Here is a 20,320-nt window from a genome sequence, read left to right on the forward strand (position 1 = left end):
AGATCGGAACCTCATTATGTTCGCGGATGTTCTCAAAAAGTTCTTTACTTGCGGGTGAAGAAATGAGAACAAAGAAGCAACACAGATAAGGAGGTATTGATGATGACTTACACTGCCCTGAAATCTATCGCTGTCAGATCACAGGCCACATTGCTGCAAGATGCAGCAGGGGCCGCCGCTTTGATCGTGATGCTGGTGGTGGGTCTGCATCTGCCCGCCTTTATCTGAGTTCTGCCAAGGCTCTCATGCCGCTTTGCCGCTGCATCCGTCCCAATTTGATGCTCCGACTTGCCTGTCCGCGTCGGGTTTCGGCAAAGTGGGTCCCACATGAGGCACGCCGACTGACGCCGCCATCCTTCGCAGGATGTGCGGCGTTTTTTTAGCTTTTCAGGGGGGAAAGGGGGCTGAGGTTGCCCGCGTTCATCGTTCGCCCGCTTCGGCAGGTGCTTCGGCCTCTTGCATCGCTTCCGTCAATGCTTCGATGCTGAGCATGATGGAGGCATGGCGGTTTTTATAGGCCGTGGCGGGGGTGAGCACCTCGAAACCATCGAAAGGGGCATCCGGCACCGGGCCTTCGCCCTTGAGCATGGCGCGCAGTTGATCGCGTGCGGTTGTGATCTGCGCAAGCGACCTGCCGGGGGCGGCATCGCCTACCACGGCGGCGGCGGCTTGCCCCAGAGCGCAGGCTTTCACGTCCTGCTTCATCTCGGCCAGATGCCCATCCTCAACCCGCACATCGACCGTCACGGTGGAGCCGCAGAGCGGCGAGCGGCGTTTCACACTGGCCTGCGGGGCCTCCATGCGGCCCAAGTGGGGGATCTCGGCCGCGAGCGCGAGAATGCGCGCGGAGTAGAGCTTGATGAGGTCCGTCTCATCCGACATGGGCTGTTCCTTTTCGTGCTGAAACCCTACATAAGCGCCGCAGAGACAGATGCAAATATTTCCATGAGGTGCCCGATGACATTTGATCCTGCTAGCCTTCAGTTCAACGAAGCGGGGTTGATCCCGGCCATTGCGCAGGACGCCGAGACCCATGAGGTGCTCATGCTAGCGTGGATGAATGCGGAGAGCATCGCGCGCAGCCTCGAGACCGGCAAGGTCACCTATTGGAGCCGTTCGCGGCAGGCGTTCTGGGTGAAGGGCGAAACCAGCGGCAATGTGCAAAAGCTGGTCGAGATGCGCGTCGATTGTGACCGGGATTGCCTGTTGATGATGGTGGATCAGACCGGGCCGGCTTGTCATACCGGGCGGCGGAGTTGCTTTTACACCGGCATTCAGGAGGGTGAAGAGGTCGAACTGATGAAGCCGATGGATTAAGACCGCGCGCTAAAGCCCGACGATATCACGAATTTCGTCGGGCGTGGCGCCGTTCTCGCGATAGAGTGCGATGGCGCGGGCGTCATCACGTTTGGCCAGTCGTTTGCCGCTGTCATCGCGGATCAGCCGGTGGTGGTGATACAGCGGCGTGGGCAGATCGAGCAATGCCTGTAGCACCACATGAATATAGGTTGCTTCAAACAAATCGGCCCCGCGCGGGACCAGCGTCACCCCCTGCGCGGCGTCGTCGAGCACGACCGAAAGGTGATAGGACGTGCCCATGTCGCGGCGGGCCAAGACCACATCCCCGACCGTGTCGATCAACTGATCGGGGGAAAGGGTGACCTTTCCGGTTTCGGCATTCGGGCCCTCGCCGTTCTCGGTGAAGCCTAGCTTGGCATTGCCAAGGGTTTCCAGTGCCTTACGCATATCGAGGCGCAGCGCGCCGGCGTCTTTGGGGTGGCCTGCTGCACGGCAGGTGCCGGGGTAGATGAGGCCATCGGGGCCGTAGACGGGTTCCGCTCCCTCTTGCGGCGCGCTGGTGGCAGCGGCAATGTCGCGGCGGTTGCAGGTGCAGGCATAGAGCAGACCGCGCGACCAGAGGGCATCTAGGGCGGCTTCATAGGCCGCCATTCGTTCCGATTGCCGCATGACGGGTTGCGGCCAGTCAATGCCCAGCCATGCGAGGTCTTCGTAGATCTGCGCCTCCCAATGCGCACGCGCGCGGGATTGGTCTATGTCTTCGATCCGCAGCAGAAAATCGCCCCCTGCCGCCGTTGCCAGATCATGGGCCAAGAGTGCGGAATAGGCGTGGCCGAGGTGCAGTGGTCCGGTCGGGGATGGCGCGAATCTGGTGGTGAGAGTCAATTCTTTTCAATCAGATATACGGTAGACTTCATGTCGATCCCGGGCAGGTGCGGCCCTTCTTCGGCAAAGAGAAGGATCGCCGCGCCGCAATCGGTCCATTCGTGGATCATGCCCAAAGCACCGCGATCTTCCAGCGCCTTTTCATTTAGTGAAAATAGGATCTTACCGCCCTTTTCTAACCCATGCATCAGCGTATCGAAGAGGCTGATGGGGGCCGCACCGGGGCCGATCACGCCGATGGCGCTGATCGCCGCATAAGCCCCGGGCGCAAAGGGAAGTGGCGCATCAACTTCGAGTTCTAATATGTTGCGGTATATGCCTTTTTTGCGCGCTTGCTCCAGCATGGCAGCGGAAACATCGCCGCCGTCGATGGTGGTGAAACCCGCCTGTTTCAGCGCCGCGCCGGACAGCCCGGTGCCGCAGCCGATGTCGAAGATCGGCAGGTCTTTGTCGTCGAGAAATTCTGCGAGCGTGGCAGCGGCGCGGTCGGGCGTGGCATAGCCCAGCGCCTTGACGTCCTCGTCATAGCTGCTTGCCCATTCGTCATAGAGGCTGCGGATCACATTGGTGTCCCGCGCCGCATAGGCCTTGTCGAAAAAATGCTGTGTCATCCCCCTAGGATATGGGGGATGGGCGGGAGGATCCAGTGTTAACCCCCGGCGCGTTAACCTTGATTAAGCCAAGTTTGCCAATCGGCTTTGGCGCGGTCGGTATAGGCTTTGTAGCGGTCCTTGCGGCCACGGCGGCCCGATTTCAGCCCTTCGACCGGGGGGAAGAGGCCGAAGTTCACGTTCATCGGTTGGAAGGTTTTTGCCTCGGCCCCGCCGGTGATATGGGTGATCAGCGCGCCCATGGCGGTGCTGTCGGGCGGGGTGGGCAGGCTGCCGCCCTTGATTTCAGCAGCGGCCATGCGGCCCGCCAGCAGGCCCATGGCGGCGCTTTCGACATAGCCTTCGACACCGGTGATCTGACCCGCAAAGCGGATATTGTCGCGGCTGCGCAGGCGCATCTGGTCGTCAAGCAGTGTCGGCGAGTTGATGAAGGAGTTCCGGTGAATGCCGCCCAAACGAGCGAAGCGCGCGTTTTCCAGTCCCGGAATACGTTTAAAAACATCCGTTTGCGCGCCGTACTTCATCTTGGTCTGGAAGCCGACGATATTGTAAAGCGTGCCCAGTTTGTTGTCGCGGCGCAATTGCACCACGGCATGGGCCTTGACCTCGGGCTGGTGCGGATTGGTCAGCCCCACGGGTTTCATCGGGCCGTGGCGCAGGGTTTCGCGGCCCCGTTCGGCCATCACTTCGATGGGCAGGCAGCCGTCGAAATAGCCTGCGGTTTCGCCCTCGCGGAACTCGGTTTTTTCTGCGGCCAGCAGCGCGTCGAGGAAATCCTCGTATTGCTCCTTGTCCATCGGGCAGTTGAGGTAGGCGGTGCGCTCTTCTTCGGTCTCGCCCTTGTCATAGCGCGACTGCATCCAGGCTTTGGACATGTCGATGCTGTCGAAATAGACGATGGGCGCGATGGCGTCGAAAAAGGCGAGCGCTTCGGCGCCGGTTTCAGCCGCGATGGCTTCGGCGAGCTTGCCCGAGGTCAGCGGGCCGGTGGCGATGATCCATTTGCCCTCGCGCGGCAGTTCGGTGATCTCGCCATATTCCACGGTGATATTGGGGTGGGCGAGCAGCGTGTCGGTGACGCTCTGCGCGAAGGGATCGCGGTCCACCGCCAATGCGCCGCCTGCGGGCAGGCGGTTTTTGTCGGCGCAGGCCATGATCAGCCCGTTGGCGGCACGCATTTCCCAATGCAGCAGGCCGACGGCGTTCTGTTCGTCATCATCCGAGCGGAAGGAGTTGGAGCAGACCATCTCGCCCAGAAGCCCGGTTTGGTGGGCGAAGGTTTCGACCTTGGGGCGCATTTCGTGGATCACGACCTTCACGCCCGCGTTCGCCGCTTGCCAAGCCGCCTCTGATCCGGCCATGCCGCCGCCGATGATGTGCAATGTATCTGTCATGGGGGCGATGTAGGGCAGGGCAGCGCCGCACGCAACAGGCAAGAAGGGGCGATGTGGCTGCGGGAGAGGAATGGTTTTGGGGTCGCCGCGGCGGGAATGGTCGGTCAGTGAGAGGCTGACCCGGAGGGACCTTCCGCCTGCGGCGACCCAAAATCATCAGGGTTACTATACCCTAACATAACTATGCCGTGATTTCGCCAGATTTGCCAGCCCCCGCGTGGCAACAAAGGCTGGCGGATTTGGAAACAATCATTGGGACCAATCGGGGCGGCGTTTTTCCAAGAAGGCGTCGATGCCCTCGCGTGTTTCTGCCTCGAGCATGTTGCGGACCATGACCTCGCCAGTGAAGGCGTAGGCTTGTTCGCTGGGCATCTGCATTTGTTGGTAGAAGGCGCCTTTGCCATGGGCGACGGCGGTGCCGAGTTTGGCGGCGATCTTCTCGGCCAGCGCCTCGGTCTCTTGGGCCAGTTGGTCGCCCGGCACGGCGCGGTTGATCAGGCCCAGTTCAGCAGCGCGGGGGGCGGAGATGAACTCGCCGGTGGTGAGCATCTCAAACGCCTGTTTGCGCGGGATGTTGCGGGTCAGGGCGACCATTGGGGTCGAGCAGAAAAGGCCGATGTTCACGCCGTTGACGCCAAAGCGGCAGTCATCCGCGGCGATGGCCAGATCGCAGGTGGCGACCAATTGGCAGCCTGCGGCGGTGGCGATGCCGTGGACTTGGGCGATGACGGGTTGGGGCAGGCTTTGGATGCGGGCCATCAGGGCGGCGCAGCGGTCAAAGAGGTCTTTGAAGGCCGCAGCCCCGCCATCTTCGGATTGGCGCATGGCGGTCATCTGGCGCAAGTCGTGGCCCGCGCAGAAGGCTTTGCCAGCGCCGGACAGGACGATGACCCGGGTGGCGCGGTCTTGGGCCAATTGGTCGAAGCGCGCGTGCAGGGCGGCCAGCATTTCGTCCGACAGGGCGTTCAGCCGCTCGGGGGCGTTCATGCGCAGGTGGGTCACCGGCCCGCGTGCCGTAACGTCAAGAATTGCCACCTTGCCCTCCCCGGCTGATCACGCCAACGTTACGCCGAGGACAGCAGGGAGGACAAGTATGGCCGTGGTGATGGATGCGGAGGCGTTGGAAGCCTTCATGCGGGAGGTGTTCGATCAGGTGGCGGATGATTTCGCCGTGGATCATGTGGCCGAGAACGAGATCACCATGCGCCTGTTGACCAGCCGTCGCCATCTGCGGCCCGGAGGGACTGTTTCAGGCCCGTCGATGTTCGCGCTGGCGGATGTCTCGGCCTATCTGGTGACGCTGGCGATGATCGGGCCCAAAGCGCTGGCGGTGACGACGAACTGCTCGATTGATTTCATGCGCAAACCGCTGGCGGATGTGCCGCTGGTGGCTCATGCCAAGCTGCTGAAGCTGGGGCGGCAGCTGTCGGTGACGGATGTGTTGATCTATTCCGAAGGGTCGGACAAGCCGGTGGCGCGGGCCGGGCTGACCTATGCGATTCCGCCAGCCTCGATGGGGTGAGGGGCAGAGTTTAGGGCCAGCGCCTGACCGTGGGGTGGCGATTGCGACGCCGGTCCATGCCACTTTATGGCGCAGCCGTGATGCGCCTTCTCGCAAATGCGCCCAGCCTGACCAAATCGCCAGCCCGCCGGGACGGGCAGGCGATGGCCCGGCGCCTGCGGCTTGATTCCGGGCCGAGGAATTCTCAGAGGCCATAAAAAAGGGCCGGGAAAACCCGGCCCGAGGAAGAGGTCTGGCAGTCGCCACAGGGAAGCTACGCCTGCCAGAACACGCGGGAAGCCTCGGCCGAGGCTTGTTCCGGTGTAAGTCCCGCATCTTCAAGCTCCCACGGTTCAAGCGCGGCAAGCGCGATCCGGGTGCGTCGGCGGGCCGCCCATGTGGTCACGACCGCCGCAAAGCGCAGCGCAATCACCGCAGGGACCGGCAGGGCGCGGTATGTCATCAATGTCATTGCATCAGCGGTAAGGGGGCGTGCCTGTGTCATGGGGGAACTCCTTGAAATTGTATTGACACAAAGTGTAGAATGCCTACAAGTACAAAGGTACAAAGCGCGATACAATTTGACCACAGGAATATTGTAATGGGTACAATTTGGCAGCCGACGTTGGCCGAGGGGCAGGGGCCGAAGTACAAGCTCGTCGCGCTGACCATCCGGCAGGGGATCAACTCCGGCGCTCTGGCGGTGGGGGATAAGCTGCCGCCGGTGCGGGAACTGGCGTGGCAATTGGGGATTACCCCCGGCACCGTGGCGCGGGCCTATACCATCCTCACCGATGAGGGTCTGCTAGAGGCTGAGGTGGGCCGTGGCACCTTTGTCGCCCCGCCGCAGGCGGCCATTCGCGAAGATGTCTGGAATCGCGAACAAGATAGTTGGATCAAGGAGTTGGAGGTTGCCGATACGGATGCGGTCAGCCTCTTCAGCCCGCGCCTGCCGGACATGGGGCAGGTGGCGCTGATCCGCAGCGCCCTGCGGCAGGTGGCGGATGTGCCAGGCGAGGATCTGATGAACTATCCCACCCGCGACGCCTATGCCCCGGTGCGGCAAGCGGTGGTCGACTGGCTGTCGCATCTCGCCCTCGGGCCGCTGAGCGAGCGTGACGTCGTGCTGTCGCATGGCGGGCAGAGCGGGATTGTATTGGTACTGCAAGCGATCCTCTCGGGGCCGAAGCCGGTGATGCTGGTCGAAGACCTCTCCTACGCCGGGTTTCGTCGCGCGGCGGAGGTGTTGCGGGCCGAGGTGGTTGGCGTGGCGATGGACAAGGACGGCGTCCTGCCCGAGGCCTTGGACAAGGCCGCGCGCGACAGCGGGGCGCAGGTCTTTTGCACGACGCCTGAGGTCCATAACCCAACGGGCAGCCACACCAGCCTCGAACGGCGGCGCGCGCTGCTGGAAGTCGCCAAGCGGCATGGGTTGGAAATTCTGGAGGATGATTGCTACCGCATGGGCTCCGCCCGCGCGCCGAGCTATCGCTCGCTCTGGCCGGAACATGTCTGGCACGTCTCGTCGATTTCGAAAGAGTTGACGCCTGCCTTGCGGGTGGGGTTTGCACTGGCGCCCGCAGGCCGTGCGGCGGACCTGCGGCGGGTGGCGGAATATGGCTATTTCGGTCTCGCGCGGCCCTTGGCCGAAGCCACGCGGATCCTCCTGACCGACCCGCGGCTCAAGGCGATCTGCGCGGATATTCGCGAAAGACTGGCGGAATATGTCGAAGTGGCGGTAAACCATTTGGGCGGCCACGCTTTGGAATGGTCGCGCGATGTGCCCTTCCTCTGGCTGCAACTGCCGCCGGGGTGGCGGGCCGCCGGGTTCTGCCGCGCGGCAGAGGCGCAGGGCGTGCAGATCCGCTCGGCCGATGAATTCGCCCTGCGCGATGGCCGCGCACCCCATGCGGTGCGCATTGCCGTGAACGCCCATGTCTCCCTACGCTCTTTCGAGGCGGCGATGCAGCGGCTGCGCTGCCTTTTGGACAATCCGCCGGAGCAGATCAGCGTGTAGAAATATGGGGTATTATTATACCTAAATCGCAACACCTTGTTTTGGCTTGTAAAATCAGGTATTGCTCCGCTTGACCCGGCGATGCAGGTGTTTATAACCCCTCCATCAGACACCGGGCGGGGATTCCTCGTTCCGACCAACCTCAAACGGGAATTCATCCATGAAAACCTTTTCTGCGACACCGGCAGATATCGACAAGAAATGGATCATCATCGACGCCGAAGGCGTCGTGCTGGGCCGTCTCGCCTCGATCGTTGCCATGCGCCTGCGCGGCAAGCACAAGCCGTCCTTCACGCCGCATATGGATTGCGGCGACAACGTGATCGTCATCAACGCCGACAAGGTGCAGATGACCGGCAAGAAGCGCGAAGAGCACTTCTACTGGCACACCGGCCACCCCGGTGGCATCAAATCGCGCACCAAGGCACAGATCCTCGAAGGCGCGCATCCTGAGCGTGTTGTGACCCAAGCGGTCAAGCGCATGCTGCCCGGCAACCGCCTGAGCCGCCAGATCATGACCAACCTGCGCGTCTATGCAGGTAGCGAACACCCCCATGAGGCGCAGAGCCCCGAAGTTCTGGATGTCAAATCCCTGAACAAGAAAAACACGCGGAGTGCATGAGCATGGCTGACGAAATCAAATCCCTCGACGGTCTGGAAGCAGCCGTGACCGACAACATCGGCGGCGTGCAGGGCACCGAGACCGAAGTGACCCCCCGTGAGCCGGTTCGTGACGAACTGGGCCGCGCCTATGCCACCGGCAAGCGTAAAGACGCGGTCGCTCGCGTTTGGATCAAGCCCGGTTCCGGCAAGGTCATCGTGAACGGCAAGCCGCAGAACGAATACTTCGCGCGCCCCGTGCAGCAGCTGATCCTCGCGCAGCCGTTCGGCATCACCAACACCGAAGGCCAGTTCGACGTGATCGCGACTGTCAAAGGCGGCGGTCTGTCCGGTCAAGCGGGCGCGGTCAAGCACGGCATCTCCAAAGCCCTGCAACTCTACGATCCCTCCCTGCGCGGTGCGCTGAAAGCGGCAGGCTTCCTGACCCGCGACAGCCGCGTCGTCGAGCGTAAGAAATACGGTAAGGCCAAAGCGCGCCGGAGCTTCCAGTTCTCCAAGCGTTAAGCTTACCGATCAAGTTTGCGAAAGGGCTGCCCTCCGGGGTGGCCCTTTTTCGTTGCGGTGGGCAGGGCTGGCCGTGGCACATGAAAAAGGCCGCCGCGGTCTCCCGCAGCGGCCTTAGGGTCGGATCGCTTCTGATCCCGAAACGGCTTAGCCGCCGATTTCGTAGCTCACGGTGAAGCCCAGCACGCCGTCGCCATCGTTGGTGTCTTCGTAAAGCGCTTCGAAGGTGACGCCATCACCGAAGTCATAAACGGCACCGGCTTCGGCATAGATGTTGTCGTCACGGTCGCTGTTGCCGATGAGGCCAACGGCGGTCCAACGCTCGGACAGGGGCGCTTCAAACGCGACTTCCTGATCGCTTTCGCCATTGTCGGGATCGATGATCACGGCGAATGCGCCCGAGGCGTCACGCCCGATGGGGAAGCCCAGCGTCGCGGTGATCTCTTCGCTGTGGTCTTTGGAGTCGTTCAGCCAGATGTAGCCATAGGTCAGATCCCAGCTCAGGCCCTGACCGAAGTCCGCGCCGTAGCCGAGGTTTGCTTCGAATTCGACGTCATCGGTGGGGTCTTGGTAAAGCGAAGTCGCGCTCAGCCCGGTGTGGAAGCCGCCGTAGGTCAGCTCGACAAAACCTTCGACTTCGTTTTCGAGGTGATCGAAATCATCCGACGTGTTGAACCGTGTCGCGGCAGAGACGCCGGCGGTCCAGCCAACCATGGAAGTCATGCTGCGGTCTTCGATGACCGGGTCGAAACCGGTGGTGACGTTTTCCTGCGCATAGGCAGCAGAGGAGAGCAGCCCGGCGGTGAGGCCGAACCCGATAAGATGTTTGATATTCATGGCATTTGCCTAGTTTTGGACCATAGCTTGTCTGCGACTGGCGAGGTCAGGTTGTGAAGGCCCATCGGATAGGGCGCTCACCGGGGGGCGGCAAGGCCCGATTGCGCATATCTGGCATGCGTTAGAACATAACATTGTGATCGACGGAAATTTCGGCCAAGCCGTTGGTTTTTCTGGGGCGACGTGGTTCCGGGCGGGGCTGTGCCTGCCTATATCAGCCCCAACACAGGAGACAGTCATGCAGTATTCAGTTCTTGATCTTGCGCCCGTGCCCGAAGGGTCGGACACCACCACCGCCATCGCCAATTCCGTCGCTCTGGCGCAACTGGCCGAGGCAAAGGGCTATCACCGGTTCTGGATGGCGGAGCATCACAACATGCCCGGCATCGCCTCGGCGGCGACCTCGGTTCTGCTGGGGCATGTGGCCGATCACACGCAGAAAATTCGTGTCGGCGCGGGGGGGGTTATGCTGCCCAACCATGCGCCCTTGGCCATTGCCGAGCAGTTCGGCACCTTGGCGGCGATCCATGGCGACCGGATCGATCTGGGCTTGGGCCGCGCGCCGGGTGGCGACCATGCGGTGATGCGCGCCATGCGCCGCGGGATGAGCGCGGGCGATCAATTCCCCGATGACGTGGCCGAGTTGATGGCCTATCTGGGTGCGCCCGATCCTCGCGCGCCGGTCCGCGCCCATCCGGGTGAGGGGACGCATGTGCCGATCTGGATCCTCGGCTCCTCGCTCTATGGCGCACAATTGGCAGCGCATTTCGGGCTGCCCTATGCCTTCGCCTCGCATTTTGCGCCGGACGCGTTGGAAGAGGCCACGGCGATCTATCGCCGGGATTTCAAACCGTCCGAAGCCTGCCCTGAACCGCGTTTCATGCTGGCGGTGAACGTCTTTGCCGCTGAGACGGATGAGGAGGGCGCCTATCTGCGGACCACCATGCAGCAAGCTTTCGCCCGCCTGCGTACTGGCCGCCCCGGCAAGCTGCCAGCCCCGGTGCGCGACATCGATGCCGAGATCGGCGCGGGCCTGCGCCAAGGGGTCGACCACGCGCTGCGCATCTCTGCCGTCGGCAGCCCTGAGACGGTGAAACGCCAGTTGGAAACGCTGATCGCGCAGCATTGCCCCGATGAGTTGATCTTGACCGGGCAGATTCACGACCACTCAGCGCGCCTGCGCTCGTTCGAGATTGCGGCGGATGTTTTGCAGGAGATGAAAGTGGCGGCCTAAGGGCCGCCGCCGTCACTCGTCAGGGCTGACCAGCCCCAAGCCGCGCAGATAAATCCCGATCCCGGTTTCCAGCAGGTCATCGGGCGGGAAGGGCGAGGCGCGCCCGGGCGAGTTGCGGGCAAAAAGCTCAACCACCCCGTGGCTCATCGCCCAGATATGGGCCGAGAACATCGAAGCGGGCGGGCGTTTGTCCGCCGGGATATGCTGGCTGAGGTCGGTCGCCGCGCGTTCCAGCACTGCATTGGCGCGGTTGGCAGCATGGGCCAGTTCCGGCGTACGGTTGACCGAGATGCCGGATTCGAACATCGCGATGTAATGGCCGGGATGTTTGCGGGCGAAGGCAAGATAGGCGCGGCCCGTCGCCTCAAAGGCTTTGAGCGCCGAGGGCTGGCCGGATTGATAGGCGAATTCCATCAAATCGGCAAAGATATCATAGCCTTGATGCGCGGCCTCGGCAATGAGGTCTTCGCGGCCTTCGAAATGGCGATAGACCGCCGCCGGGGTGACGCCCGCGCGTTTGGCGGCCTCGGAAAGGGTGAAACCCGTGGGGCCGCGCTGCTCGATCAACTCAAGCGCCGCGTCGATCAGCGCTTGGCGCAGGTTGCCGTGATGGTAGCCGCGCTTAGGCATCCCAGATGTCCGGTGCGCCGCAGATTTCGTCGTCGATCTTGCCGATCGCTTTGGCGTCTTTCTGGGGGTAGTCGAAACAGTGCAGCAGATGGCGCATGGCCGCCAGACGGGCGCGGCGTTTGTCGTCAGAGCGGATCACCGTCCACGGGGTTTCATCCGTGTGGCTGCGCAGCAGTGTCTCGGCGACGGCGGCGGAATACCCCTCCCATTTCGCGAGACCTTGGACGTCGATGGGGCTGAGTTTCCACTGTTTCAACGGATCGGACTCGCGCGATAACATGCGGCGCAACTGCTCGGCGCGGCCCACGTTAAGCCAGAATTTGATCAGGTGAATGCCGTCTTCGACAAGCATCTGCTCAAACGGGGTGACCTGTTCAAAGAAATGAGCGCGCTGTTCGGGCGTGCAGAAGTCAAAGACCTTTTCCACCACCCCGCGATTGTACCAAGAGCGGTCATAAAAAACCATCTCGCCCGCTGTGGGCAAGTGTTTGATATAGCGTTGAAAATACCACTCGCCCTGCTCGGTTTCGGTGGGTTTCGACAGGGCCACCACCCGCGCGGAGCGCGGGCTGAGGTTTTCGCGCATACGGCGGATCGTGCCGCCCTTGCCAGCGGCGTCGCGCCCCTCGAAAACCATGACGACGCGCTGCCCGGTTTCGCGCACCCAAGATTGCAGTTTGACCATCTCGATCTGCAACCGGTCATAGTCGCGCTCATAGGTCTTGCGCGACAGACGTTCGTCATGCGGGTAGCTGGGCGAAAGGATATCGTCTTTGTCGGCCCGCTGGATCGCTTGGCGAATGTCCTCGGGGGCTTCGTTCTCGTAAAAGGCGCTGATTGCGCCGTCAAAGGGCAGGTCCATGGGCGCTCCTTGCGGGTTGTTCTTGTTTCAATATGGGATGTTAAGGCGATTAACGCAAACCGGCACGGGCGGCGGCGCGGTCGATGGCATCGACCACTGTCTGCGGGTCGGCGTGATGGGGCATATGGCCCATGCCGGGCAGGCGGGTCAGGGCCCCGTTGGGGATGTCTTTGATCAGTTCCTCGGCGTGAATATGCATGGGCACAATGGTATCGGCATCGCCGTGAATGATCTCGACCGGCATGGTCAGGCGGTCATATTGCGCTGCCATTTCAACCACATGGGGGCGAAGCTGGTGGACCTGTTGCGCATTGGCGCGGCTGGCGCTGCGGCGCAGGGTGAGGCCCGTGCCGATGTGATCGGCATAGCCTTCGGGCGCTTGCTGTGGCGCAAAGATCGCCGCGATGCTGCTTTGCACTACGCTGTCTGGCACAAAGGCGGTGACGGCTGGGATAAAGAGCGCCCCGCCAAGCCGTGAGGCGCTGACGTTATAGAGCCAGCCCAGACCGCCGGGCCAAGGTTCCGACACGGCAGAGACCAGCACCAGCGCTGCGGTCTCATCAGGGCGTTGCAGCCCCCATGCCAGCGCCACGGCTCCGCCAAATGAATGGCCCAGTACGATGGGGTTTTCGACGCCCAGTCGATCCGCCGCTTTCTGCAAGAGTGCGGCCTGTTCCTGCGGCGACTCGCCTCGTGGGTTCCAAGGCCCGCGCGCGCCGGGAAGGCGGGCGGTATAGCCCATGCCGGGACGGTCGAACATGATGACGCGGAAGCGCTCGCTCAGCCGCTCAGCGAAGCCCAGAGTAAAATCGCGCAGGTTGCCGCTGGCCCCGTGGATCAACACCAGATCCGGACCGCTGCCGATGATCTTGGCATGGACCGTCAGGCCATCCACCGTGATGATCTCACCTTCGGGCGGATGGCTCGCCTCGGCCCGCGCCTCATGCCGCGCGGCGCGCCATTGGACGAGCGCGGTAAGCAGCGCCAGCCCGACGAGGAGGGCAAGCAGCAGTTTAATGGCCGATCTCATTCATATCAAAGGGGGTGGTTTGGTATATCTCGTTGATCCAATTGCCATAAAGCAGATGCGCATGGCTGCGCCAGCGGTTCACCGGCGTGCGCGCGGGGTCATCCTCGGGGTAGTAGTTGCAGGGCACGTTGATCGGCACGCCATTCTCGACATCGCGGTCATACTCTTGCTTGAGCGTGTCGCGGTCGTATTCAAAATGGTTAAAGACATAGAGCGCGCGGTGCGCGGGGTCTTCGATCAGACAGGGGCCGACCTCATCACTGCCCAAAAGCGTGGTCAGGCCGGGATGCGCGTCGACTTCGTCCTGGCGCATCTCGGTCCAGCGCGAGACGGGCACGGTGCAATCATCCGAAAAGCCGCGCAGATAGGGCGAGGCGGGCGCGAGGTTGCGGTGCCGGAAACAGCCGAAGGCTTTCTCGGGCAGGATGTGTTTCTTAACCCCATGGAAATGGTTGATCATCGCCATGCCGCCCCAGCAGACGCCAAAGGTGGAGTGGATATTGGTCTGGGTCCATTCCATCACCTCGCGCAGCTCGTCCCAATAGGTCACCTCGTCAAAGTCGAGATGTTCGATCGGGGCGCCAGTGATGATCAGCCCGTCGAACTTCTCGGCCTTCATCTCCTCAAAGGGGCGATAGAAGCTTTCCATATGTTCGGCGGCGGTGTTGCGGGTCCGGTGGTCGGACATGCGGATGAGGCTTAGCTCGATCTGCAAGGGCGTGGCACCGATCAGCCGGGCAAACTGGTTCTCGGTCTGGATTTTCTTGGGCATCAGGTTCAGCAGGGCGATGCGCAGGGGGCGGATGTCTTGCCGCGAGGCTAGTTCCTCGTCCAGCACCATGACCCCTTCGTTGCGCAGAACGTCGAAGGCAGGCAGGCGGGAGGGGATCTTGATGGGCATGAGACAGGTCTTTCAGGGGGGGGCAGTGCAGTCAGATAATCTTGGGCGGGGCGGGTTCAACCGCCCGCGGGCAGGTGGTGGGCAATGAGGTCGGTAAAGTCTTCGGGAGCTTTCAGCGCGTCGATATCAGCAGGGGTGATGGTGACGCCCCATTTCGACATCGCCTCATAGCGGGGTTGGCGGTGCGACAGGGCAGCGGCATAGGTCCAGCGGATGAAGTCGTCGGGGTTCACCGCGTCCTCGGAGATGTTCTTTTTCGCCAGATAGTCGGCCCACGCCCGGGCGAGGAATTCGGGCTGATAGGCCATCGGCTTGGGCGCTTTGTCAAAGCGGCGGATAAGTTCCTCGGTATGGGCCTCGTCGCCCTTGATCCAGACCAGCAGACATTCCTCGGCCAATTGCCGCAGGAGCGGGTCGTTCGGGTCTTCGGGGTCGACCCATTCGCAGATCGAGCCACCGGTGTCGCAGATGAAATGCGGATAGCCATAGAGCGCGTCGGCACGGGTGGCGAAATAGGCGGTGTCTTGCAGCGCGTTGATCTCGGCCCGGCGGAAAGCCTCTTGCCGTTTGGCGTATTCTTCCATCGGCAGCCCGCCGCGCGAAGGGTCACCCGGTTTGCCCAGCCATGTGGCCACAGGCGACAGGTTGTCGAAGGTGATGTTCGAGCCGATGTAGATGCTATCGCTCAGCAGCAGATCGCGCAGGAAGGGCACTTTCATCGCCTCGGCCTTGGCGTTGTCGACGATGAGTTCGCCCAAGTAGCGGGTGCCGATGCGGTAGTCGATGGAGTAGTGAAACCAATCCCCGCTGGCGCGCAGCAGGCTGGAGAGATGGGTCTTGCCCAAGCCCGACATGCCGAAGATCAGAACTTTGCGCCGCGGCGCCGCGCGCCAATCGTCAGCCGTGGGGTAGAGCATGTATCACCAAGGTTAAGTGCTTCGTTTCCCCTGACTACCCCAGTGTTTCACCAGACGCCAGATGCGGCCATCGAGCACCAGAAGCCCGAGTGCCAGAAGGGCGAAACCGCCATAGGCAGTGGGGCGCAGGGTCTCATCGCGCAGCCATGCGCCCAGTAGGATCGCCACGGGGGCGACCAGCAGTGTCACCAACATAAGGTTGCTGCTGCCCGCCATGCCGAGCACGCGGTAATATAGCAGATAGGCCAGCGCCGTCGCGGCCAGCGCGTAATAGGCGATGGCGACGAGCGTGGCGGGGGCGAGGTTTAGGGTCAGTGGCCCCTCGACGATCCAGGCCGCGGGCAACATGACGAGCGTGGCGCCGGTCAGCATCCCGGCGGCGGCCAATTGCGGCGGCTGGCCCGGCAGCAGTTTGCGCGCGCAGACCCCGGCCATGGCATAGGACATCGCCCCGCCCAGCACGGCCAGTTGTGCAAGGCTGCCGAGGTCGAAATTCGTGAGGTTTTCCAGCCCGATGGCGGTGCTGACCCCGGCAAAGCCAAGGCAGACGCCTATCGCCTTGCGTGGGGTGATCCGCTCATCCGCCAGAAAGATTGCGGCGGCCAGCACGCCAAAGATCGCGGTGGCGGCATTGAGGATCGAGGTCAGCCCCGAGGGGATGTGCAGCTGCCCCCATGCCATCAGCGAAAAGGGGATCACATTGTTTAAAAGCCCCATCAGCAGGAAGGCCGCCCAGATGCGCGGGTCGCGCGGCAGTGGCAGGCGCATGGTGGCGACGGCCGCCCAAAGCACCAACATCGCCCAGAACACCCGATGCGCGACCGAGGTCAGCGGTCCGATCTCATCCAAGGCCACCCGCACGGCGACAAAGGACGCGCCCCAGAGCAGGGCGAGAAAGCCCATTTCGATCCAAGCGCGCGGGGGGATGGTTTTCTGTGTGATCATCGCTTGGGTTTAGGCTGTTCCGTTGATCGGCACGACCCGAAAGATGCGCATGCATAAAAAAACGCCGCCCGAGGGTCTCGGGCGGCGTAATCGCGACGGGTCTGGTGTGGATTAGAAGGTGAAGCCTACTTTCACGCCAAAGGCCAGAGCATCGTTGTCTTCGAACTCGCCCGATGCATTCGCACCGTTCAAAGTTGTCTCTGCATCACCGATGTTGACGTAGCGCACGCCGGTGGTGATCTTCATGTTGTCGCGGGTATAGACGGCGGCCAGAGCGAGGCTCTTGTTGCCATCGGTCGGCCCGAGGTTGGAGGCGAACCCGCCGTTGGACTTCTCATAGCCGACGGAGGCCGAGACCGACCAGTTGTCGTTCAGACGGCGGCCCACGCCGAGCGAGTAGGTGAAAACGTCGTCATCGTAGCTGACGAGCGAGCCACCGCGGGTCAGCGTGCCATAGTTCGCCGGCGAGATGTCGAAGTCTGACCAGTCGACCCAGCGAACTCCGCCGAAGAGCAGTGTGTCCTCCGCGATGCCGGTCTGGAATTCAAGGTTCACCGACTGCGGCGTCTCGATCTCTGTGGTCGATTGATTAGGGCCGCCGAGTACAGAGTTCTCGGTCGTATCCACGTCGTGCTTGATCTTGGAATTGTAGGTCAGCGAGACCCGCATCGCGATTTCGGGCTTTTCGTAAGCGAAGCCCACGGCATAGCCGACCCCGATATCGCGGTCACCGTCAACACGATACGGCGCTCCAGCAAACGGACCTCTGGTGTCTGTGACGAATGGAACGGTCGCAGTAGCCTCAATGCTCTGGACGCGAACGCCACCATGAACGCTAAAGTTGTCGTTCATCCGGTAGCGCAACAGCCCGGTCAGCGCGTGGCTGTCAAGATCGGCCTGCGAGCCCTGAGCATAATAGCCCGTACCAGCCGGGTAATCGACATCCGCGCCAAAGGGCTGGTCATAGATGATGGCATAGGACAAACGTTCGTTGATGTCGGCCTTATAGGCCGCGCCGAACTGGAGGTAGCTCGACGTCATGTCACCAGAATTGGCACCAGCACCGAACGGCGGTGGCACTGCCGCTGTAGATGTGCCGCTTGTATCGGGCGAAATTGCACCAAAGCTGAACTCCGCATAGCGGCCGCTCTCAAACAGGGCGTTGATGGATTGGCCCGACCGATCGATGCCGCCAGCGTGAACGATTGCCGTAGATGCCAACAGTGCCGGAATTGCCAAGAAATAGGTTTTCATTTGCTCTCCTCCCAAGACTTCTGTGCGGTTCCTCCCCGGCACAGGTTAGAAACGATCTAAGCGGATTGCTGCCGTTTGCGTCAATCACTGACCTTGGGTCAGGTTGAAATCTGTGCAAACATTACCTTGGGTGTGCTTTGCGGGTCTCAAACCAGATGTTGAGGTAGTTGCCAGCAAAGATGATCGCGGCCCCGACGAAGACCCAGATATCCAGCGCTTCGGCATAGAGCAGCATTCCGACCACGGCGATGGCCGGAAGGCGGACAAAATCAATCGGCACCACCACGGTCGCGGGGGCAAGGCTCAGCGCATTGGTCAGGCAGTAATGTGCAAGCAGCCCGCAGGCGCCGACAAGCAGGAGGAAGGGCATCGTCTCAACCGTGGGTCCGGCGATGTCGCCGTCGTATCCCGCCGAGATCAGGCCAAAGATCAATTGCAGCGTGGTGAGGTAGAACAGGATCGTAGTGATCCCTTGGGTCCGCGTCAGCCGTTTGGTCAGCACATTGGTCAGGGCAAAGAAGACGGCACAGCCCGCCGCCGCCAGAATGCCGGTGTTTAGGTTGCCGATATCGGGCCGTGCCACGATCAGGATGCTGATAAAGCCCATAACCCCGGCCAGCGCCCGTGTCGCGGTCAGCCGTTCGCCCAACAGAAAGATCGAAAGGACGATGACCCAGAGGGGCGAGGTGAACTCAAGCGCGAAGACCTGCGCCAGCGGGATCAGCGACACCGCAAGGAACCACAGGTTCTGCCCGGTGAAATGCGCAAGGTTGCGCAGGAGTTGCAGACCGAAGTTGCGGGTGTTGATCTGCCGCCAAGCGCCTGTGGCCCTGGCGAGCGACAGCACGATGATCACGCCGATCACGCTGCGGTAAAGCATCACCTCGAAAGTATCGAACCGCGCCGAGAGTTCGCGCCCCGCTACGGCCATGGTGGAGAATGACCCGATGGAGCCGATCATCCAAAGGGCGGCGCGGAAGGTCGGGCTCATGTTGCTTCTTCTATCTGGTAGTCGCGGGCGATCCCGGCGGTAAGCTTGGCCCAGTCAGATGCCGCCGCACGGGCCTGATGTGCCTCAAAAGCCGCGCGGTCGGTGAAAAGCTCCGACACCTGCCAGACAAGAGGATCGTCGGTGGGGGTCACATCGAGGCGGAGGCATCCCGGCTCGGCCCGGGTGAGACGCAGATGCGCGTCAAGCCCTGCGCGCACCCGGTCCGCCTCGGCCCGGGTGACGCAGCGAAGGTGGCCGGTCAGGGCCACCCGCATTTTATTCCCACTCGATGGTGCCCGGAGGTTTCGAGGTGATGTCATAGGTCACGCGGTTGATGCCCGGCACCTCATTGATGATCCGTGTGGCGGTTTCGCCAAGGAAATCATGCGAGAAGGGGTAGTAATCCGCCGTCATCCCATCCACCGAGGTCACCGCACGCAGGGCGCAGGCGAAGTCATAGGTCCGGCCATCGCCCATCACGCCCACGGTGCGCACCGGCAGGATCGCCACGAAGGCCTGCCAGATATCGTCATAAAGCCCATGGCGGCGGATCTGGTCGATATAGACCGCATCGGCTTCGCGCAGGATGTCGAGCTTCTCGCGGGTGATCTCACCGGGGCAGCGGATCGCAAGACCCGGTCCGGGGAAAGGATGGCGGCCAATGAAGGAGGGCGGCAGGCCCAACTCGCGGCCCAACTCGCGCACTTCGTCTTTGAAGAGTTCGCGCAGCGGCTCGACCAGTTTCAGGCCCATCTTCTCGGGCAGGCCGCCGACGTTGTGGTGGCTCTTGATGGTCACCGAAGGCCCGCCGGAGAAGGAAACGCTCTCGATCACATCGGGGTAGAGCGTGCCTTGGGCGAGGAAGGTGGCATCGCCCACTTCCTTGGCGTGTTTCTGGAACACGTCGATGAAGAGTTTGCCGATGATCTTGCGCTTGGTTTCGGGGTCGGAGACACCGTCGAGCTCGCCAAGGAAGAGTTCCTGCTCGTCGGCGTGGATCAGCGGCATGTTGTAGTGGTCGCGGAACATGGTGACGACCTCTTCGGCCTCACCCTTGCGCAGCAGACCGTGGTCGACGAAGACGCAGGTGAGCTGGTCGCCGATGGCCTCATGGATCAGCACGGCGGCAACGGAACTGTCGACGCCACCTGAAAGGCCGCAGATCACCTTCTGGTCGCCGACCTGCTCGCGGATCGCGGCGATGGCTTCCTCACGGTAGGCGCTCATGGTCCAGTCGCCTTTGAAGCCCGCCAGGCGCACGAAGTTCTCATAGAGACGCGGGCCGTTGGGGGTGTGATGCACCTCCGGGTGGAACTGCACCGCGTAGAAGTGACGCTCGACATCCGCGGTGATGGCGAAAGGCGCGTTGGGGGAGGTGCCATAGACCTCGAACCCCGGGGCGATTTTGCTGACGTGGTCACCGTGGCTCATCCAGACCTGTTCGCGGTCGGTGGCGAACCAGCCTTCGAGCAGATCAAGTTGTTGGCCCGTGGGGGTGACAAAGGCCCGGCCGAATTCAGCGGTGCCATGGCCGCGCTCCACATGGCCGCCGAGGCAATGCATCATCACCTGCTGGCCATAGCAGATGCCAAGGATCGGCACGCCCAGTTCGAAAACGGCCTGCGGCGGACGCGGCGCACCTTCGGCAAACACCGAGGACGGGCCACCCGACAGGATCACCGCCTTAGGCGCGAATTCCTTGAGGAAGGCTTCGTCCACCGTGTTGAACGGGTGGATTTCGCAAAAGACATTCAGCTCTCGCAGGCGACGCGCGATAAGCTGCGTGACCTGGCTGCCGAAGTCGATGATGAGAAGGCGGTCATGGGTGATATCTGTCATGGGGCTGTGATTAGGCCCGTGCGCGCGCTCTGGCAAGTCTCTAGCAGG

At 62.2% G+C, this 20,320-nt stretch carries 24 protein-coding genes; 7 read left to right on the forward strand and 17 right to left on the reverse strand.

From position 1 onward, the window contains the following. The first annotated feature begins 99 nt into the window (after positions 1 to 99). Entirely contained in the window at positions 100 to 228 is a 129-nt protein-coding gene (locus tag ACGYLI_RS04010; RefSeq protein ID WP_269451604.1) for a hypothetical protein, read from the forward strand. 192 nt (positions 229 to 420) lie between these two features. Here the strand turns inward: ACGYLI_RS04010 and ACGYLI_RS04015 are convergent, their stop codons facing one another. Continuing rightward, positions 421 to 882, reverse strand: a complete 462-nt coding sequence (locus tag ACGYLI_RS04015; RefSeq protein WP_271687444.1) for an iron-sulfur cluster assembly scaffold protein — start codon at positions 880 to 882, stop codon at positions 421 to 423. Between the two features lie 75 nt (positions 883 to 957). Here ACGYLI_RS04015 and hisI point away from each other — a divergent pair, with 75 nt between their 5' ends. Further along, positions 958 to 1,317 carry a phosphoribosyl-AMP cyclohydrolase gene (gene hisI, locus ACGYLI_RS04020; RefSeq protein WP_394417256.1) on the forward strand — a complete coding sequence of 120 codons (360 nt, stop codon included), beginning with the start codon at positions 958 to 960 and terminating at the stop codon, positions 1,315 to 1,317. A gap of 9 nt (positions 1,318 to 1,326) precedes the next feature. Here the strand turns inward: hisI and gluQRS are convergent, their stop codons facing one another. The 4 genes from gluQRS to ACGYLI_RS04040 all read right to left on the reverse strand — a co-directional run bounded on the left by gluQRS (position 1,327) and on the right by ACGYLI_RS04040 (position 5,224). Further along, a complete protein-coding gene (gluQRS, locus tag ACGYLI_RS04025; RefSeq protein WP_394417259.1) occupies positions 1,327 to 2,184 on the reverse strand; it encodes a tRNA glutamyl-Q(34) synthetase GluQRS in 858 nt (285 codons plus the stop codon). Further along, the gene (locus tag ACGYLI_RS04030) at positions 2,181 to 2,795 is read right to left on the reverse strand and encodes a class I SAM-dependent DNA methyltransferase (protein WP_394417262.1); all 615 of its coding nucleotides are present in this window, start codon (positions 2,793 to 2,795) and stop codon (positions 2,181 to 2,183) included. Before ACGYLI_RS04030 ends, gluQRS begins: the two co-directional genes overlap by 4 nt. Before the next feature lie 53 nt (positions 2,796 to 2,848). After that, positions 2,849 to 4,189 carry a methylenetetrahydrofolate--tRNA-(uracil(54)-C(5))-methyltransferase (FADH(2)-oxidizing) TrmFO gene (gene trmFO, locus ACGYLI_RS04035; protein WP_394417264.1) on the reverse strand — a complete coding sequence of 447 codons (1,341 nt, stop codon included), beginning with the start codon at positions 4,187 to 4,189 and terminating at the stop codon, positions 2,849 to 2,851. Between the two features lie 249 nt (positions 4,190 to 4,438). Continuing rightward, positions 4,439 to 5,224, reverse strand: coding sequence for an enoyl-CoA hydratase (locus tag ACGYLI_RS04040; RefSeq protein ID WP_394417267.1), 786 nt, complete (start codon positions 5,222 to 5,224; stop codon positions 4,439 to 4,441). 58 nt (positions 5,225 to 5,282) lie between these two features. Here ACGYLI_RS04040 and ACGYLI_RS04045 point away from each other — a divergent pair, with 58 nt between their 5' ends. After that, on the forward strand, positions 5,283 to 5,711 hold the full coding sequence (locus ACGYLI_RS04045) for a PaaI family thioesterase (RefSeq protein WP_209218884.1): 429 nt from the start codon (positions 5,283 to 5,285) through the stop codon (positions 5,709 to 5,711). Between the two features lie 253 nt (positions 5,712 to 5,964). Here the strand turns inward: ACGYLI_RS04045 and ACGYLI_RS04050 are convergent, their stop codons facing one another. Beyond that, entirely contained in the window at positions 5,965 to 6,195 is a 231-nt protein-coding gene (locus ACGYLI_RS04050) for a DUF1127 domain-containing protein (protein ID WP_067266882.1), read from the reverse strand. 96 nt (positions 6,196 to 6,291) lie between these two features. On the opposite strand from ACGYLI_RS04050, the gene ACGYLI_RS04055 reads away from it, so the two are divergent. From ACGYLI_RS04055 to rpsI, 3 genes are all read left to right on the forward strand, one after another. Next, a complete protein-coding gene (locus tag ACGYLI_RS04055) occupies positions 6,292 to 7,707 on the forward strand; it encodes a PLP-dependent aminotransferase family protein (RefSeq protein WP_394417271.1) in 1,416 nt (471 codons plus the stop codon). 160 nt (positions 7,708 to 7,867) lie between these two features. Next, positions 7,868 to 8,329, forward strand: a complete 462-nt coding sequence (gene rplM, locus ACGYLI_RS04060; protein ID WP_067266879.1) for a 50S ribosomal protein L13 — start codon at positions 7,868 to 7,870, stop codon at positions 8,327 to 8,329. A 2-nt stretch (positions 8,330 to 8,331) separates the two neighbouring features. Beyond that, complete coding sequence (gene rpsI, locus ACGYLI_RS04065) at positions 8,332 to 8,832, forward strand: 30S ribosomal protein S9 (RefSeq protein ID WP_067266905.1); 501 nt, start codon at positions 8,332 to 8,334, stop codon at positions 8,830 to 8,832. Between the two features lie 147 nt (positions 8,833 to 8,979). Here rpsI and ACGYLI_RS04070 read toward each other — a convergent pair whose 3' ends face one another. Next, positions 8,980 to 9,669 (reverse strand): hypothetical protein, encoded by a 690-nt coding sequence (locus ACGYLI_RS04070; protein ID WP_394417274.1) that lies wholly within the window; start codon positions 9,667 to 9,669, stop codon positions 8,980 to 8,982. A 238-nt stretch (positions 9,670 to 9,907) separates the two neighbouring features. Between ACGYLI_RS04070 and ACGYLI_RS04075 the strand changes: the two genes are divergently transcribed. After that, entirely contained in the window at positions 9,908 to 10,903 is a 996-nt protein-coding gene (locus ACGYLI_RS04075; RefSeq protein WP_394417277.1) for an LLM class flavin-dependent oxidoreductase, read from the forward strand. A gap of 12 nt (positions 10,904 to 10,915) precedes the next feature. On the opposite strand, the gene ACGYLI_RS04080 is transcribed toward ACGYLI_RS04075, so the two are convergent. From ACGYLI_RS04080 to guaA, 10 genes are all read right to left on the reverse strand, one after another. Continuing rightward, a complete protein-coding gene (locus ACGYLI_RS04080) occupies positions 10,916 to 11,533 on the reverse strand; it encodes a TetR/AcrR family transcriptional regulator (RefSeq protein ID WP_067266873.1) in 618 nt (205 codons plus the stop codon). Next, positions 11,526 to 12,395: a polyphosphate kinase 2 gene (ppk2, locus tag ACGYLI_RS04085; RefSeq protein ID WP_394417280.1), complete on the reverse strand. Its 870-nt coding sequence runs from the start codon at positions 12,393 to 12,395 to the stop codon at positions 11,526 to 11,528. The genes ACGYLI_RS04080 and ppk2 overlap by 8 nt, the downstream gene beginning before the upstream one ends. Positions 12,396 to 12,444: 49 nt before the next feature. Beyond that, positions 12,445 to 13,425, reverse strand: a complete 981-nt coding sequence (locus tag ACGYLI_RS04090) for an alpha/beta fold hydrolase (RefSeq protein ID WP_394417283.1) — start codon at positions 13,423 to 13,425, stop codon at positions 12,445 to 12,447. Beyond that, complete coding sequence (metA, locus tag ACGYLI_RS04095; protein ID WP_394417286.1) at positions 13,409 to 14,326, reverse strand: homoserine O-succinyltransferase; 918 nt, start codon at positions 14,324 to 14,326, stop codon at positions 13,409 to 13,411. Before metA ends, ACGYLI_RS04090 begins: the two co-directional genes overlap by 17 nt. A gap of 56 nt (positions 14,327 to 14,382) precedes the next feature. Beyond that, positions 14,383 to 15,243, reverse strand: a complete 861-nt coding sequence (locus tag ACGYLI_RS04100) for an ATPase (protein ID WP_394417290.1) — start codon at positions 15,241 to 15,243, stop codon at positions 14,383 to 14,385. Between the two features lie 12 nt (positions 15,244 to 15,255). Continuing rightward, positions 15,256 to 16,188, reverse strand: coding sequence for a DMT family transporter (locus ACGYLI_RS04105; RefSeq protein ID WP_394417293.1), 933 nt, complete (start codon positions 16,186 to 16,188; stop codon positions 15,256 to 15,258). Positions 16,189 to 16,299: 111 nt separating this feature from the next. Beyond that, a complete protein-coding gene (locus ACGYLI_RS04110; protein WP_394417296.1) occupies positions 16,300 to 17,442 on the reverse strand; it encodes an OmpP1/FadL family transporter in 1,143 nt (380 codons plus the stop codon). 121 nt (positions 17,443 to 17,563) lie between these two features. Next, on the reverse strand, positions 17,564 to 18,433 hold the full coding sequence (locus ACGYLI_RS04115) for a DMT family transporter (protein WP_394417299.1): 870 nt from the start codon (positions 18,431 to 18,433) through the stop codon (positions 17,564 to 17,566). Then, positions 18,430 to 18,708: a putative quinol monooxygenase gene (locus tag ACGYLI_RS04120; RefSeq protein WP_394417302.1), complete on the reverse strand. Its 279-nt coding sequence runs from the start codon at positions 18,706 to 18,708 to the stop codon at positions 18,430 to 18,432. The genes ACGYLI_RS04115 and ACGYLI_RS04120 overlap by 4 nt, the downstream gene beginning before the upstream one ends. 1 nt (position 18,709) lies before the next feature. Next, entirely contained in the window at positions 18,710 to 20,272 is a 1,563-nt protein-coding gene (guaA, locus tag ACGYLI_RS04125; RefSeq protein ID WP_067266859.1) for a glutamine-hydrolyzing GMP synthase, read from the reverse strand. Positions 20,273 to 20,320 lie beyond the last annotated feature (48 nt).

The organism is Sulfitobacter sp. 1A13421 (assembly GCF_043557285.1).
Lineage (GTDB): Bacteria > Pseudomonadota > Alphaproteobacteria > Rhodobacterales > Rhodobacteraceae > Sulfitobacter > Sulfitobacter faviae.